Source organism: Hominifimenecus sp. rT4P-3 (assembly GCF_051055405.1).
In the GTDB taxonomy this organism is placed as follows: Bacteria; Bacillota; Clostridia; order Lachnospirales; family Lachnospiraceae; genus Pseudolachnospira.
In genome coordinates, this window is sequence record NZ_CP167068.1 from 1,843,814 (window position 1) to 1,857,403 (window position 13,590).

General features: G+C 43.5%; 15 protein-coding genes and 1 tRNA gene. 7 read left to right on the forward strand and 9 right to left on the reverse strand.

Annotated features, from left to right (window positions below):
- The first annotated feature begins 371 nt into the window (after window positions 1-371).
- Window positions 372-1,247, forward strand: coding sequence for a LysR family transcriptional regulator (locus ACCC71_RS08530; protein WP_434309209.1), 876 nt, complete (start codon window positions 372-374; stop codon window positions 1,245-1,247).
- 100 nt (window positions 1,248-1,347) lie between these two features.
- Here the strand turns inward: ACCC71_RS08530 and ACCC71_RS08535 are convergent, their stop codons facing one another.
- Complete coding sequence (locus ACCC71_RS08535) at window positions 1,348-2,136, reverse strand: ABC transporter permease (RefSeq protein WP_434309210.1); 789 nt, start codon at window positions 2,134-2,136, stop codon at window positions 1,348-1,350.
- Window positions 2,129-2,887 (reverse strand): ABC transporter ATP-binding protein, encoded by a 759-nt coding sequence (locus ACCC71_RS08540; protein ID WP_434309211.1) that lies wholly within the window; start codon window positions 2,885-2,887, stop codon window positions 2,129-2,131. Before ACCC71_RS08540 ends, ACCC71_RS08535 begins: the two co-directional genes overlap by 8 nt.
- A gap of 189 nt (window positions 2,888-3,076) precedes the next feature.
- Here ACCC71_RS08540 and ACCC71_RS08545 point away from each other — a divergent pair.
- Window positions 3,077-3,149: transfer RNA gene (locus tag ACCC71_RS08545), tRNA-Thr, on the forward strand.
- 142 nt (window positions 3,150-3,291) lie between these two features.
- Here ACCC71_RS08545 and ACCC71_RS08550 read toward each other — a convergent pair.
- The 5 genes from ACCC71_RS08550 to ACCC71_RS08570 form a co-directional block, all read right to left on the reverse strand.
- Window positions 3,292-4,380: a TRAP transporter substrate-binding protein gene (locus tag ACCC71_RS08550; protein ID WP_434309212.1), complete on the reverse strand. Its 1,089-nt coding sequence runs from the start codon at window positions 4,378-4,380 to the stop codon at window positions 3,292-3,294.
- A gap of 98 nt (window positions 4,381-4,478) precedes the next feature.
- Complete coding sequence (locus ACCC71_RS08555; protein WP_434309213.1) at window positions 4,479-5,768, reverse strand: TRAP transporter large permease; 1,290 nt, start codon at window positions 5,766-5,768, stop codon at window positions 4,479-4,481.
- Window positions 5,769-5,780: 12 nt separating this feature from the next.
- Window positions 5,781-6,275, reverse strand: coding sequence for a TRAP transporter small permease (locus tag ACCC71_RS08560; RefSeq protein ID WP_434309214.1), 495 nt, complete (start codon window positions 6,273-6,275; stop codon window positions 5,781-5,783).
- A gap of 12 nt (window positions 6,276-6,287) precedes the next feature.
- Entirely contained in the window at window positions 6,288-7,049 is a 762-nt protein-coding gene (locus ACCC71_RS08565; protein WP_434309215.1) for an SDR family NAD(P)-dependent oxidoreductase, read from the reverse strand.
- Window positions 7,050-7,064: 15 nt separating this feature from the next.
- Window positions 7,065-7,877 carry a sugar phosphate isomerase/epimerase family protein gene (locus ACCC71_RS08570; protein WP_434309216.1) on the reverse strand — a complete coding sequence of 271 codons (813 nt, stop codon included), beginning with the start codon at window positions 7,875-7,877 and terminating at the stop codon, window positions 7,065-7,067.
- A 278-nt stretch (window positions 7,878-8,155) separates the two neighbouring features.
- Between ACCC71_RS08570 and ACCC71_RS08575 the strand changes: the two genes are divergently transcribed.
- The gene (locus ACCC71_RS08575) at window positions 8,156-9,034 is read left to right on the forward strand and encodes a LysR substrate-binding domain-containing protein (RefSeq protein ID WP_434309217.1); all 879 of its coding nucleotides are present in this window, start codon (window positions 8,156-8,158) and stop codon (window positions 9,032-9,034) included.
- A 253-nt stretch (window positions 9,035-9,287) separates the two neighbouring features.
- On the opposite strand, the gene ACCC71_RS08580 is transcribed toward ACCC71_RS08575, so the two are convergent.
- Both ACCC71_RS08580 and ACCC71_RS08585 read right to left on the reverse strand, forming a co-directional pair.
- Window positions 9,288-10,616: a tyrosine-type recombinase/integrase gene (locus tag ACCC71_RS08580; protein ID WP_434309218.1), complete on the reverse strand. Its 1,329-nt coding sequence runs from the start codon at window positions 10,614-10,616 to the stop codon at window positions 9,288-9,290.
- 3 nt (window positions 10,617-10,619) lie between these two features.
- Window positions 10,620-11,279, reverse strand: a complete 660-nt coding sequence (locus ACCC71_RS08585) for a helix-turn-helix transcriptional regulator (RefSeq protein WP_434309219.1) — start codon at window positions 11,277-11,279, stop codon at window positions 10,620-10,622.
- A gap of 229 nt (window positions 11,280-11,508) precedes the next feature.
- Between ACCC71_RS08585 and ACCC71_RS08590 the strand changes: the two genes are divergently transcribed.
- The 4 genes from ACCC71_RS08590 to ACCC71_RS08605 are packed head-to-tail and all read left to right on the forward strand — an operon-like array spanning window position 11,509 to window position 13,526.
- A complete protein-coding gene (locus ACCC71_RS08590) occupies window positions 11,509-11,694 on the forward strand; it encodes a hypothetical protein (protein ID WP_434309220.1) in 186 nt (61 codons plus the stop codon).
- Complete coding sequence (locus ACCC71_RS08595; protein ID WP_434309221.1) at window positions 11,687-11,881, forward strand: helix-turn-helix domain-containing protein; 195 nt, start codon at window positions 11,687-11,689, stop codon at window positions 11,879-11,881. Before ACCC71_RS08590 ends, ACCC71_RS08595 begins: the two co-directional genes overlap by 8 nt.
- 3 nt (window positions 11,882-11,884) lie before the next feature.
- Window positions 11,885-12,229 carry a hypothetical protein gene (locus tag ACCC71_RS08600; RefSeq protein ID WP_434309222.1) on the forward strand — a complete coding sequence of 115 codons (345 nt, stop codon included), beginning with the start codon at window positions 11,885-11,887 and terminating at the stop codon, window positions 12,227-12,229.
- A 19-nt stretch (window positions 12,230-12,248) separates the two neighbouring features.
- Window positions 12,249-13,526, forward strand: a complete 1,278-nt coding sequence (locus ACCC71_RS08605; protein ID WP_434309223.1) for a DNA primase family protein — start codon at window positions 12,249-12,251, stop codon at window positions 13,524-13,526.
- Window positions 13,527-13,590: the final 64 nt, after the last annotated feature.

The window sequence follows — 13,590 nt, forward strand, 5'->3', positions numbered from 1 at the left end:
GCTTTTTTCTCCTCTCCCTTGAATTTTTCTGTCTATTATAAAATTGACACTGTTATTTTAACAGATTCTTATTCAAAAAGATAAGACTAGATACAATATTCACTTATAACATTCATTGAATATGTCATTTTTTCTTCTGTTTCACATACAATTCTCTGTTTGACCGGAGCGTTCGCTTTTATCCGCTCCATCTTATGATCCCTAATTGTATACCCCCCCCCCTATATTTTCTGACTAATTTATTTATCCTCTTATGTGTATTGCTTATTTTCTCTCTATTCTCATTAATCCCTCCACAATTTCCAGAAAAATATTGATTTTTCGACTTTTTTCTTTTATAATAAATTTCAAACGGAAAGGAACATCTTCTTATGGAAATTTTACAATTGCAATACTTTGAGTGTGTGGCACGCCATGAAAATGTATCAAAAGCCGCATTGGAACTCATGATTTCTCAGCCTGCCTTAAGCAACTCGATTATTCGATTAGAAAAAGAATTGGGGATTACGCTCTTTGATCGGGTAGGGCGAAAAATATATTTGAATGAACAGGGAAAATCTCTTCTGGCCAACGTAAAAAAGATCCTGGATTTGATTTCTCGAAGTAAAACGAATTCCCGTACCGCCTTGAGACAGCGCACGATATCCATGTTTCACTATATTTACAGTCCAACGCTTATGAAAGCAATCGCAGAGTTTTCATCCTCTCATTCGGAAACTACATTCCAAATTTCCAATACAGTGAGAGATTCTTCGATCAATCTGCCGATTTCCAACTGCGATTTTATTATCCATAAAAATACGACCTCCCTTGGTTTTCCGCACCGCTCTCTTCCGTTAGAGACGATTTCTTATTATGCCGTCCTGCCCAAAAAACATCCCTTGGCACAAAAGGAAAGCATTCATTTGTATGACCTGCGCAATGATTCCTTTTGCTTTCTATGCAGCGCGGGGGATTTTCATTTAGAACCGGCTTACTCTTTTTGTTTGGAGGCGGGTTTTTCTCCTAAGATAGCGTTCTCAACAACACGCCCTTATCTGAAATTTTTCTTCTTAGATGAAGGGACTTCGGTAGGAATTGTTACTTCTGTTTACCTATCGCATTTAAAGAAATTTCCTGCCGTAACAAGCGTTCCTCTGAAAGGATTTGAACAATACGCCCAAATTCAATTAAGCTGGAAAGAGGATGTTCCTCTTTCTCCCGAAGGAAATGAATTTTTATCTTATATCAAACAAATCATCTCGTAAAACGAGGAGTTCCACAGATTTTGATGCTGCGTATCTCATTTGAAAGCCAAAAGCAAAGGAGCTGCTCCAAATCTACCTTTGAAGCAGCTCCTCCTCCCTTTTATCCGAAACGTTTTTCTAATATACTGATACCTTTATACAAAAGCGCAGATACAATGCAGAGGATTACAATCGAAAGGATTACATAATCCATCTTAAATACCTGGGAACCATAGATAATGAGATATCCCAATCCTGCACGGGCAGCCAGGAATTCGCCGATAATCACACCTACTAGGCAAAGGCCAATATTGACCTTCATCGTACTGACTAAAAGCGCCACAGAACTTGGAATCATCACCTTTGTCATAACATCTCGATTGCTTCCGCCTAACGAAAGAATCAACTTAATCTTATCTTCGTCTACCTCCTTGAAACCGGTCAGCAAGGTAATAATTGATCCAAAGACAGCAATAGAAACGGCTGCCACAATGATTGTCTTCATATTGTTGCCAAGCCAAACGATCAGAACTGGCGCTAAAGCGGATTTGGGCAAACTGTTCAGCATCACCAGATATGGCTCTAATATCTCCGCCGCCAAGGTGCATTTCCACAATACCATTGCAATCAGCAAACTGAGAACCGTTACCAGCAGAAAGCTAATTATCGTTTCCGCCAGCGTAATTCCAATGTGCATAAAAATACTCCCATCCGACGCCATGGTTCCAAAGGTCGAAACCAAGCGGCAGGGACTGCTAAAAATAAAGTCATTCAGCCATCCTAGACGAACACTTCCCTCCCAAAGAACCAAAAGAAGAACTAGGATCAGCGAACGTCCAATACGAATATTTCTTTTGTGGCGCGCCGCGTCGCTTAAAAACTGCTGCTGGGCAGCAGACAATTTATCCATGCTCCCGTACCTCCTTCCAAATCTGCTGGAAATAGGAAGAAAATTCTGGTGCATTCCGACGTTCCAGCGGAGAAAGATGGACTCCATCCGCCTCTGCCGAAAAGGAAATAGGCAGAATTTTTTTAATCCGGGCAGGCCGGTGAGATAAAATAATCACCCGGCTCCCCAAGCTGATGGCTTCCGATAAATCGTGGGTCACTAAGATGGCTGTTTTTCCTTCCTTTCGGATGATGGAGCCAATATCGTCTCCCACCTCCAGCCTAGTCTGGTAATCTAGCGCGGAAAAGGGTTCATCTAATAAAAGCAGCTCCGGTTCCAAAGCTAAAGTCCGAATTAACGCCGCTCTTTGGCGCATTCCTCCAGAAAGAGACGATGGATAGGAATCGGAGAAGTCAGCTAGGCCATAGGTTTCCAGCATGGTTCGTACCCGCGCCTCACTTTTGTCGTTCAACTGATGCGCCATTTCCAATCCTAACACTGCATTTCGGTAAACCGTCCGCCATTCCAGCAAATGGTCTTTCTGAAGCATATATCCGATTTGAGCACCATTTATCAAAATCTCTCCCTGTTCCGGCTTGATCAGGCCGCAAATCAGGGAGAGCAGCGTCGATTTTCCACACCCAGAGGGCCCAACAATGGCAATGAATTCTCCAGGCTGTATGGAAAAGCTAATGTTTTGAAGCGTTTCCGTTTCGCCGTCCAGGCTGTGGTAGGAGTACCCAACCCGGCGCAGCTCTAATACGGGTTCCATATAATTCCTCCTTATCACGAGTATAATCCAGTGTATGCGGTGAAAAAAAAGAGGTCACGGAATCAGCCGGGCCCTCCAAATTTTATTTTTAGGTGGAAAATTGCTTTTTCTGAAAAAATGGTTGACAAATCTTAGGGAATCATGTAACATGATTATCGTGACCAAAATTCAATTCGAATTTTGAAACAGGCTTCCTTGGCTCAGCTGGTAGAGCGACGCATTCGTAATGCGTAGGTCGCCGGTTCGAATCCGGCAGGAAGCTGATCGCCAGAAAGCACGGAAAATCGTGGGTTCTGGCTTTTTTGTTGTCAAAAATAAGCCCCCGAAAAACGGGGGCTGGCAAGATAACGTACCGCTTTTCCTTGAAATTTTGCCGGATGCCGGGTACACACCATTTTACCGGCTTATTCTGCGTTTTCTACCGCTTTCATTAACATGTCTACGATCTCGTTGCCATATTCAGCACGGACCGAATCATACACAGCCTGGCACATCGCTTTCATCTCTTCCAGAACAGACTGTTCCAGCTCAACAAACTGAATTCCGGTCTCCGACATCAGTTCTTTTCTGCCCTCCTGACGCTCATCACAAACATTCCGGGCATACTGAATGGTCTCAACGCCTACCTCGTCGATCAACTTCTGATCCTCTGCGGAAAGCGACTGATATACCCCTTGGTTCATCAGAAATACCATAGAAGAAGGCAGATGATTGGTCATAACCATATATTTTTGCTGTTCATAAACCTTATTGGCATAGACGACTTCCACCCCATTTTCCTGCGCGTCAATGGTTCCCTGCTGCAATCCAATGTAAACTTCCGACATTGCCATCGGAGTAGGATTCGCTCCCAAAGCTTTCCAAATAGAAACATGGAAGGCATTATCCATAACACGAATTTTTAAGCCGCTTAAATCCTGTACCGAATGAATCTCCACATTGCTCGTGGTTTGGCGCATTCCCTGGTCATAGAACCCCAAAAGGTGGAAGCCATTGTCTTCGTAGCATTGGGCAAAATATTTATTTACTGTTTCGTTGTCCATGGCCTTTCGATATACATTTACATTCGAATACAAAAATGGAAGGTCGATCGCCGTCACATCGTCAATAAAATTGGAAGTAGTGCTGACAGCGCTGTTATAAAACGTAATATCTCCGCTCTGACAAGATTCACAGCATTCAATATCGCTTCCCATCGAACCACTAAAATGCAGCTGTACTGTCATTCTTCCTCCGGACCGTTCTTCCAACTGCTCTGCAAAATGCTTAATCATGAGACCTTGTACGGTATCCTCCGCACAGTCCGCTGCGTAAATAAAATGATAGGACTCGCCTTCCGAATTTTCCGCCTGTGATACTTCTCCGCTTTCCTGGGCGGATGCAGAAACACTTTCCGCCTTTGCTGCTGTAGTGTCTGCGGAAGTACCGCTTCCGCAAGAAACCACAGCCAGCATCATTACCATTGCCAAGATTGCTGCACTCATTCTTTTCATACGTTTTCTCCTTTTTACAACTATTTTTTGTGAAGCGATATATACCTTCCCTTAACGCGGGCATACTCGCCTTTGTCAATGAAAGGGAACATCCTTTTTTAGAGCAAGCACAAACTGAATTGAGGGAACACCACAATAAGAATTAACGCAAGCATAAACAGCAGAATAAAAGGAACTGCATGTCTTGCAATTTCTACCACCGGCATTCCAGTCAAACCGCTTGCTACAAATAGATTGATTCCTACCGGCGGAGTGACAAAGCCCACTGCCAGGTTCACAACCAAAATAATGCCAAAGTGTACTAAATCCACGCCAATCACCTGCATGATCGGAGCTAAAATCGGCGTCAGAATCAGAATTGCCGGCGCGGCATCCATCACCATTCCGACGAAAAGCAGGAACAAATTGATAATCAACATGATTGCCCATTTGCTTTGGAACGTTCCAGTAATCCAATCGCTGAAAATCTGAGGCACATTCATCAGCGCGATCACCCTTCCAAAGGCCGTAGCCGCCGCCAGCACAAACAGAATCGGGCCAATGGAACGCAGTGCTTCCAGAAAGAGCTTTGGAATATCACGTACCGGAATCGTCCGATAAACAAAGACGCCTACAAACAAGGCATAAAAAACAGAAATTGTAGCGGCCTCCGTCGGTGAGGCAATGCCTCCATAAATACTTCCCAGGATAATTACCGGCGTCAAAAGCGCCCAAAAACTATCCTTAAAGACAAACCAAAAGCCTTTTTTTCGTAACTCCCCTACTGCCGCATGAATCCGCTCTTTATCCTCACCATTTTTCCGACAGTAATAGATACAATAAACCATCAAACACCCTGCAATGACGAATCCCGGAACGATACCCGCTAAAAACATATCGCTGACCGAGGTTCCTGCCGCCGAACAGTAGAGAACAAAAGGAATACTGGGCGGTATGATACACCCCAGCCCTCCCGCCACGGCGATCACTGCAACAGAAAAACTCTTTTCATAGCCGAGATTCAGCATTACCGGAATAGTCATACTCCCAACTGCCGCAACGGTTGCTGGGGAAGAGCCAGAAATCGCTCCGTAGAAGAGACAAGTTACAATCACAATACAAGGCACTCCCGCTGTCAGATTTCCAGCAAAATAGGTAAACACATCGAATAGCTTTTTCGAGATTTCCCCTCTCGCCATGATAACGCCGGACAACATAAACATGGGAATCGCCAGCATCGGAAAACTATTCACTCCACTGATCATAGATCGCAAGATCACCGCGCTGCCCGCTGAAAAGCTGGGATCCAGAATACCTGGCAAGACAGCGGTAACCGCCATCGACAAAGAGATCGGAAGCGCCAACAGCAGAAACACAAAAAACGCCAAAAATAAAACGATAGGCGGCATGTCAATCCCCTCCTAATCTTTCGTATTTTTTCTTTTGTTTATGGCCAATATCTCCTGAAAAATTTCCTGTACCGATCGAATCAAACCAAACACAAATCCTACCACCGTACTTCCCTGAACCCAGGCCATACTAATATTCGTAGCGGAGCTCTTCTGTCTACTGGCTACCGCGGACATGGTATAATTCCATGCTTCTGGGATCATATAGGCAAAGAACGTCAGAGAAATCAACAGGACCAACAGTCTTACAATTATTTGCAACGTGTCTGGCAGCATTGCAGTCAACTGATCGATCCTCAGCGAGATCTGCTTCTCCATACAGTAGCCAATACTTAAAAAAGTCGTCCATACAAAGAGAAAGCGAGTAATCTCTTCCGTCCAGGATAAAGAATTGTTGAATACATACCGGCAGATCACCTGGATCCCCATGATCAGCACCATCGCCATCAGCAGGATCATCATTAGCTTTTCTTCCAAATTTCGATCCAGCCATCTCAAAATCTTCATCTGTTTTTCCTCCTAGTACTGAAGGCCTCCATTGATATCTAACACTTCGCCAGTCGTCCAGGCAGATTCATCGCTGGCTAAAAAGGCAATCGCACTGGCGATCTCTTCTACTTCGCCAATCCTCCCCAGAGGGATTCCCGCATTTAGCCGGGCTCTTGTCTCCGGTGCTTGGGATTCTGCCAATTTTCCCCGGAGCGGGCCGGGCGCAATACTGTTGACCGTAATATTCCAGGCTCCCAATTCTTCTGCCAAAGCCATGGTCAAACCGACCACTCCGGCCTTGGAAGCAGCATAATTTACTGCAACTCCAGGGCGTCCCTTCCGGCCTCCTAAAGAAGAAATCAAAACGATTCTTCCATATTTTTGCTCTTTCATCACAGGTACCGCAGCCTTCACGGAATGAAAAGTGCCCGTTAAGTTGATATCTAAGACATTTTTCCAGTCTTCTTCCGGCATCTCATCCACCAGGCTATGTTTTAAAATGCCTGCCGTAGTAACCAACACATCAATTCTTCCAAACTGCTCCTTTGCATATTTTGCCGTTTTCTGGCAATCCTCCATCTGCCGAACGTCACAAACCACTGTTCTCATCCGAGAGATCTCCGCATTTCTCTCTTTCAAAGTTTTTGTACAAGCATCTAACACTTCCTGGGAATAATCCGCCAGCACCAAATTTGCTCCTTCTTCCAGCAAACGTTCTGCCGCCGCCAACCCCATATCGCCGCCGCCTGTCATAAGTACGGTTTTTCCTTCAAACCGGTTCATCCGTCTCATTTCCACATCTCCTCCTCATCCTTCTGCAAAATAACTCTTTGACGTCTCGAAACACCGTCTGGCATATTCATAAGCGCCGAAATCCTCCAGACGCTGCCTATTTGGAATCTCTAAGGCGATTACCGCCTCCTTTCGAATATGTCCTACAATATTTCGAATATCTGCTGCGCCCTCTCCGGGATACAAGCGTTCCTGCCGCCCTGTCCTGGCCAATTCTTCCTTTGTAGGCGGCATATCCGCCGCGATATCGCACACATGTACCAGATCGAACCATTGGGGCAGGCAGCCCTCTAAATCCGACAATTTTACTCGAGACCGATGCCAATGGAGCGTATCCACCAAAATTCGAGCATTTTCTTTCTTTACGGTCTCCAACAGCGCTTTTGCTCCGGTCAAATTTGTTACTTCCGCCCACGTCACAAACTCTAAATTCACTGTCATCCCATAAATCGCGGCCAAATCGCAAAGCTGTGCGAATTTTTCCGTATATTTATCTGTATTCGGCGTCCAGATACTGGACACAACGCCTTCCACATTTAACTTTGCAGCCGCTTCCAGATCCGCCTCATAAGAACGAATATCCGTATCCTCACGAATAGCAATTAAATCCATATCATGAATAGATATTCCTGTCTCTTCCATTGCTTTCTCTGTCAGATGAAATAAGTTTGCATCATGAACCAGGTCAAAATACACTTCTCCTGGTACGCCTTGGGCGATCCCCCGAATGCTTACCATATCAAATCCCAGCTGATAAGCGTTGTAAATCATCTCCGGCGGTCTCCACAGTGGAACCGTATGCTGTGCTAGGGAATACTTTCTTTCCATGTTTTCTCCTTTCGCTTTTTTCTCTGCTTTCATTCTAGCATCCCTGTTTCACTAACACTACTGTACTTTTCTCATCTTACTATGAGAAGTCCTCATAGTTTTAACTCTTTATTTTCACACTGTATACCTTTATCTTCATCAAATTCCATTTACTCCCATCCACTTCCGACTATTAATTCAAAATTCATTCGACTTTCCGCCTGCCTTATGATATACTTTGACTGAAGGAAAAATCCAACGGGAAACAACGCTGGAATATTGTCGAAAGGAGCTTTTCATTGAATCTCCAACAATTCTACTATTTTGAAGCCATCGCAAGAAAGAAAAATTATACCAAGGCGGCTGAGGAACTTTCCACCACCCAGTCTTGTCTCAGCCATTCGATTGCTGATTTGGAAAAAGAGCTTTCCCTATCCCTCTTCTATCGGAAAGGAAAAAATATTGAGATTACAGAATTCGGTCTCAGCTTTCTTGACCACGTACAAAAGATCATTTATGAATTAGAAGGAATAAAACAAGATCAGCAGCAAACGTTAGCCCCTTTTTCCGATATATTAAAAATTTCCTTTACCGCAAACATGAGCCACGAATATATTCCAAATATCATCCGTGCCTTTCAAAAAACCGGCAACAACCAAAATATCCAGTTTCTTTTCTCAGAAATGTTGGCGACAAAAAAAGCAATTGAAGATTTAAAAAACGATGTGTTAGACATTGCCTTTGGCGCCAAAATCGAAAACCCGGACATCGACTATTTTCATATTTTTGACGAGGAACTGTTTCTCATTGTCTCCAGTGAAAGCGCTTATGCCAAACAAAAAAGTTTCCATCTGGAAGACATCCAAAAGGAAACTTTAATTACATATAACTACAATTGCGGTACCCGCTATTTTATCGACAAATTATTCCGCAGCCATAATGTGGCTCCAGCCTCTCTTATTGAAGTAGAAACAGAAAAAATGATCGCCAGCGCGGTCTCTTCCGGGCTAGGTATCGGAATGATTCCTCCGATTTCCGGACTGGAACAGTATAATGTGAAGCTTCTTCCGTTAGATCAGCTTACTGTAAAGAGACCGCTTTATATGATGTGGAAATCGGAAGAATATCCCCGGCCCGCTGTTAAAAATTTCATTTCATTTATTAAGCATTTGTCGTAAATACTTCATTCAAGAAATAAAAAAGCCAGAACCCACGCTTTCACGTGCTTTCTGGCCCTCAGCTGCTAAGCGGATTTGAACCGCTGACCTCATCCTTACCAATAGCCCCTCTAGCTTTTTTTATCTTGTCCCAACATGCTTGAAACCCACGTTTTTGCGTGGGTTTTTTGATATTTTCTTTTTCTAACTCATTCTAACTTTGGTGTTTATTTTCTGGCTTTAAACACCAAATAAACACCAAATAAGCACCAAATTATCGGGCCTGTTTTCGGGTCAAAAGATGGTCTAAAGTATCGCTTGCCGCCTTGTCGTTCTTTTCTAGGGCATGGGCGTAAATGTCCAACGTCGTAGAAGCTTTAGCATGTCCAAGACGATTGGCAACAGTCACCGGGTCCATTTTTTCACTGAGAAGCAAAGTAGCGGATGTGTGTCTAAGCCCGTGCAAAGAAATGTCTGGAAGTAAATTTTCTTCCTTTTGCTTTGCGCTTAAAGCGTCATCTGCCAAAATCTTTTTGTTATGCAATTCCAAAACTCTTTTGAATTTCTGATAGGGTGTTGATGGGTCCATCATTTTGCCGTTCCACTGGGTGAAAACATAGTCCCCCTCTCCTATCCACTTATCCCCCAAAGAAAAACGGTATTCAATCTGCTCTTTCCTATGCTGGCGGAGTAGCTTCAGCACTATGTCTGGTAAAACAATCTTCCGATTAGATGTCAAGGTCTTAGGTTGTTTCACAATCACCCGCCCTTTTACACTGGAAGCGGTCTTGTTGATATCAATAAGACGGTTGGAAAAATCAATGTCCTGCCAAGTTAGAGAAACGATTTCCCCGCGCCTAGCTCCGCTATACAAAGCGACATAAAAATAGACTTTGAATTGAAGTTCTATGCTCTGCTTTTCTATGTAGTCTGACACCTGATAAGGCTTTCCGGTATCATCTATACGGGTGTGTCCTTTAATGGTGCGCGGGTATTCCTCATCCAACGCTTGAAGAAAAATCAGTGCCTGTTCATCGGTAAAAAACTTGATCTCCTGCTTTTGCTTCACTTTTGGCACGACTGCTCTCTGGCATGGATTACTATCCAAGATCATCCACTGAGTTGCCGCTTTAAACATACCCGAAAGCATAACATGATATTTTTGAATGGTGTTAGGGGACAGGCCACCCTCTTTTCCGTCCATACGAGCTCCATCCTCCGTTAGTCTATTATACAGGCTAGTTAGGTGAAGTGGCGTAACCTTGGAAAGTTTTAGATGTCCGATCTGGGGCAAGATCACCTTTTCCAATGTCCAGCTATATTTCTCCTGAGTACGTGGAGCCAAGTTGACATTGACATATTCTTTCATCCAGCGTTCCGCGAAGTCCTTCACGGTCATTTTCTCACCGTCCAAGTACTTCCCGTTTTTCACAGACTCTTCAAACTCTATAACAAATTTATTCAGGGCTTTTTCCTGTTGTTTGGCCGTCATAGATGGGTCTGGCGTGAAGGTGGCCGATTCCCGGATTTGCTTGCCGGTGATGTCGTAGCCGTTAGAAACAGTAATTTTGTAGGAGTTACCACGTTTAGTTATGTTGGCCATTTTCTAGAATTCCCTCCTGCCCTCAATAGTAATTTGCTCCCATACTTCGCCGGATAATACCATTTCGGCAGCTGCTTTACCGCATTCATACGATGTAAACGATATGTTATTGGGTATGGATGTCTCATCATGATTCTGAAAAATTCGATCAAGTCTATATTGTAAATAATCCAAAACGTCATCACGTAAATCATAGAATTCTTTTTCGGTAACTGTTATGCATTTGTTCTCATATAACCATAAACGCTGTAATTGTTCAACACTTTCTTTCATGTCGGAGAGTTCAACTGGTTCTTTTGATTTTTTAAATGAAGGAAATTCCTGCATATTGATATATCCATCTGAAATGGAAACTGATAACATTTTTAATAAAGTTTCAAAAGCGAAATCTTTTAAAAACGCGTCCGTAAAGAATTGTTTGTCTAAAGACTCTTCGTCAGGGAAATCATCTTCTCCCATAATATACTCGATACGCACCTTGAAAATTGTCGAAAAAATCCGAGCTGCCTCATAGGTGATTCTACGATTGCCTGTTTCATAATATGAAATGGTTTGGGGGGTATAATTTGATAATCGAGCCAAATCGGATTGACTTAGTTCGGCTTTTTCCCGGAGTTCCCTCAATCTTGTGGCGGGGATCATGTTTTTCTGTTTTTTACCCATTTTTTCTCCTTTTTGATCAATCAACAAAAAATCGCGTACGTTGTTTACTGTTATTCAGGAATAACCGAATATATGGGATTTCATTCATTTTTCAGCAGTTTTTGCCGGAAATTTATAAACACGCAAGGGCATAAAGTGTTGTTTTGCAATTACTACAACTAAATGCTATAATAAGCATATCACAGATGTTTAAGCTATGCAACAACAAATTATGATGGAAGGAGATTCTATGAGTAACCAAGATTTGAAGAAGAAAATTAAAAATGCCGGATTCTACCAATGGCAAGTGGCTGACGAGATGGGGATTTCACAATATACCCTATGTATTTGGTTTAGAAAGCCGCTACCGCCTGAAAAAGAACAAGCGGTACTTGATGCTATCCAGAGATTGAAAGAAGGTGGTACTATTGGCTGAAAAAATCATGTACAACCTTCAAGAAGCCGCCGACTATACCGGGCTTTCCTATCATTTCTGGTGGAAGGCATGCCGGCGGGGAGATGTCCGCTTTATAATGGCGGGAAACCGCTATCTGATTCATAAGGCAAATATTGACGATTTCCTCCTGCATGGCCCACAAACACCTGTTAAAAAAGGAGGCTGAGAAATGCCAAGCACAACAGAACTAAAAGCCGCCTTTCTGGATTCCATCAAACCGGGAGTAGTTCTGGATGATGCTTTCTTCCGGAAGCTGTATGGATGGAGCATGACAGAGCCAGATTTTTTAGAAAGGGCTTTAGATATTGCCGTATCCAGGCAAGTAGATATCGCTCCGGGCTATCAGGCATGGGGGAAGGCATATGAAGCTGAACAAGCGGCCATTGATAAAGACGTGGCGGAATGGTATGGGAAATGGTCAGGAGAACAAAGAGAGGGGGTAGAACAAGCGAGTGGCGGAAGAAACCAAAGAAGTAGATATCAGCGCATTCCACAAATATTCCAAAGGCAGTAAAGATTCGCCGCCCGTTCCCGTGGATATCTTGGAATACCCCATAGCGGAGTATCTGAAAACCGAGCTGAAAATAATTGTGATAGCCGGAAAACCATACATATATTATGGGGGATATTACAAGTTGGATGAGGACGGGGCGGCCCTTATGGACCAGATCAAAGCCCTTATTTTCCCGGAACTGATCTCAGTATCCCGTATTAAGCGGGTGTACGATCTTTTAATTAAGGACTACGCCTTGCAGAAAGAAATTGACGAAGTAAACAGGCATCCAAAGTACTGGATTAACTTCCGTAATGGAATGTTTGATGTGAAAGAATGGAAAATGCACGAACACGACCCTAAATACCTTTCCATCAACCAGATACCAAGTGATTTCATTCAAAACGCGCCCTATAACGGCTCCACGGCGGAGAAATTCATAAGTGACTTGGTGCCAAACCAGGACGATCAAGAAATGCTCTTCGAGTGGTTCGGATACTGCATGACGGTAGACACCAGCTTCCAGAAGTATCTCACGTTTAACGGCCCGCCCGGAGCAGGAAAATCCGTTATTCTGTGGATTCTGGAACAGATCGTAGGAAAGGAAAACGTGTGCAGCATATCCCTCCAAGATTTGAATAAACGCTTCTACCCTACAAACCTTTTCGGGAAACTGCTAAATGTATGCGCAGACATCCCGTCAACAGCTCTGGAACAGGTGGATGTAATTAAAAAGATCACGGGAGAAGACGCTGTAATGGGGGAATATAAAGGCGGGAAGGTGTTCAAATTCCATCCTTACGCTAAGCAGAGCTTTTCCGCCAACGAAATCCCGATAAACAGGGATGAAAAATCGAGGGCACTTTACCGGCGGATGCTTATCCTTAAAACGGAAGGACGAGGGGAATATATCGAAAACCTGAAAGCGAAACTGGCCTTAAATCTTCCGGCGATAATCTATAAATCTGTTGTCGCTCTTAAACGCGCCTATGAGAACGGCTGTCTAACAGAAAGCGAACAGAGCAAAGCGGAAATATTGGAGCTCTACAAGGCAAGCGATTCCGTGATGGCGTTCCTGGCGGATTGCACCGAACAGCGGGAAGGAGCAAAAATAGAGAGAAAGAAGCTCTATGATCTGTATACAAGCTACACGGAGGAAGAAGGAGTTCCTTTCCCTTATTCAAAGACAGGCTTTTTTGCCAACCTGAGAAAGAAAGGATATGCAGAAATCACAGTTAAGGGTGTTCGGTATTTCAAGGGCATTGAACAGAAATTTGAAGAAAAAGACCTTGACGGGGAACCATTTAAAACGGCTTAGGGGGTGCAAAAGGTGCAGAATTTTTCTAACCCAAATATGCGGGGGAAAATAATAATATATATAC

What these genes read in the sequence shown, in the direction of transcription:
- ACCC71_RS08530 (WP_434309209.1), top strand. Translation starts at nt 372, where the DNA reads ATGGAAATTTTACAATTGCAATACTTTGAGTGTGTGGCACGCCATGAA.
- ACCC71_RS08535 (WP_434309210.1), bottom strand. Translation starts at nt 2,136, where the DNA reads ATGGATAAATTGTCTGCTGCCCAGCAGCAGTTTTTAAGCGACGCGGCG.
- ACCC71_RS08540 (WP_434309211.1), bottom strand. Translation starts at nt 2,887, where the DNA reads ATGGAACCCGTATTAGAGCTGCGCCGGGTTGGGTACTCCTACCACAGC.
- ACCC71_RS08550 (WP_434309212.1), bottom strand. Translation starts at nt 4,380, where the DNA reads ATGAAAAGAATGAGTGCAGCAATCTTGGCAATGGTAATGATGCTGGCT.
- ACCC71_RS08555 (WP_434309213.1), bottom strand. Translation starts at nt 5,768, where the DNA reads ATGCCGCCTATCGTTTTATTTTTGGCGTTTTTTGTGTTTCTGCTGTTG.
- ACCC71_RS08560 (WP_434309214.1), bottom strand. Translation starts at nt 6,275, where the DNA reads ATGAAGATTTTGAGATGGCTGGATCGAAATTTGGAAGAAAAGCTAATG.
- ACCC71_RS08565 (WP_434309215.1), bottom strand. Translation starts at nt 7,049, where the DNA reads ATGAGACGGATGAACCGGTTTGAAGGAAAAACCGTACTTATGACAGGC.
- ACCC71_RS08570 (WP_434309216.1), bottom strand. Translation starts at nt 7,877, where the DNA reads ATGGAAAGAAAGTATTCCCTAGCACAGCATACGGTTCCACTGTGGAGA.
- ACCC71_RS08580 (WP_434309218.1), bottom strand. Translation starts at nt 10,616, where the DNA reads ATGGCCAACATAACTAAACGTGGTAACTCCTACAAAATTACTGTTTCT.
- ACCC71_RS08585 (WP_434309219.1), bottom strand. Translation starts at nt 11,279, where the DNA reads ATGGGTAAAAAACAGAAAAACATGATCCCCGCCACAAGATTGAGGGAA.
- ACCC71_RS08590 (WP_434309220.1), top strand. Translation starts at nt 11,509, where the DNA reads ATGAGTAACCAAGATTTGAAGAAGAAAATTAAAAATGCCGGATTCTAC.
- ACCC71_RS08600 (WP_434309222.1), top strand. Translation starts at nt 11,885, where the DNA reads ATGCCAAGCACAACAGAACTAAAAGCCGCCTTTCTGGATTCCATCAAA.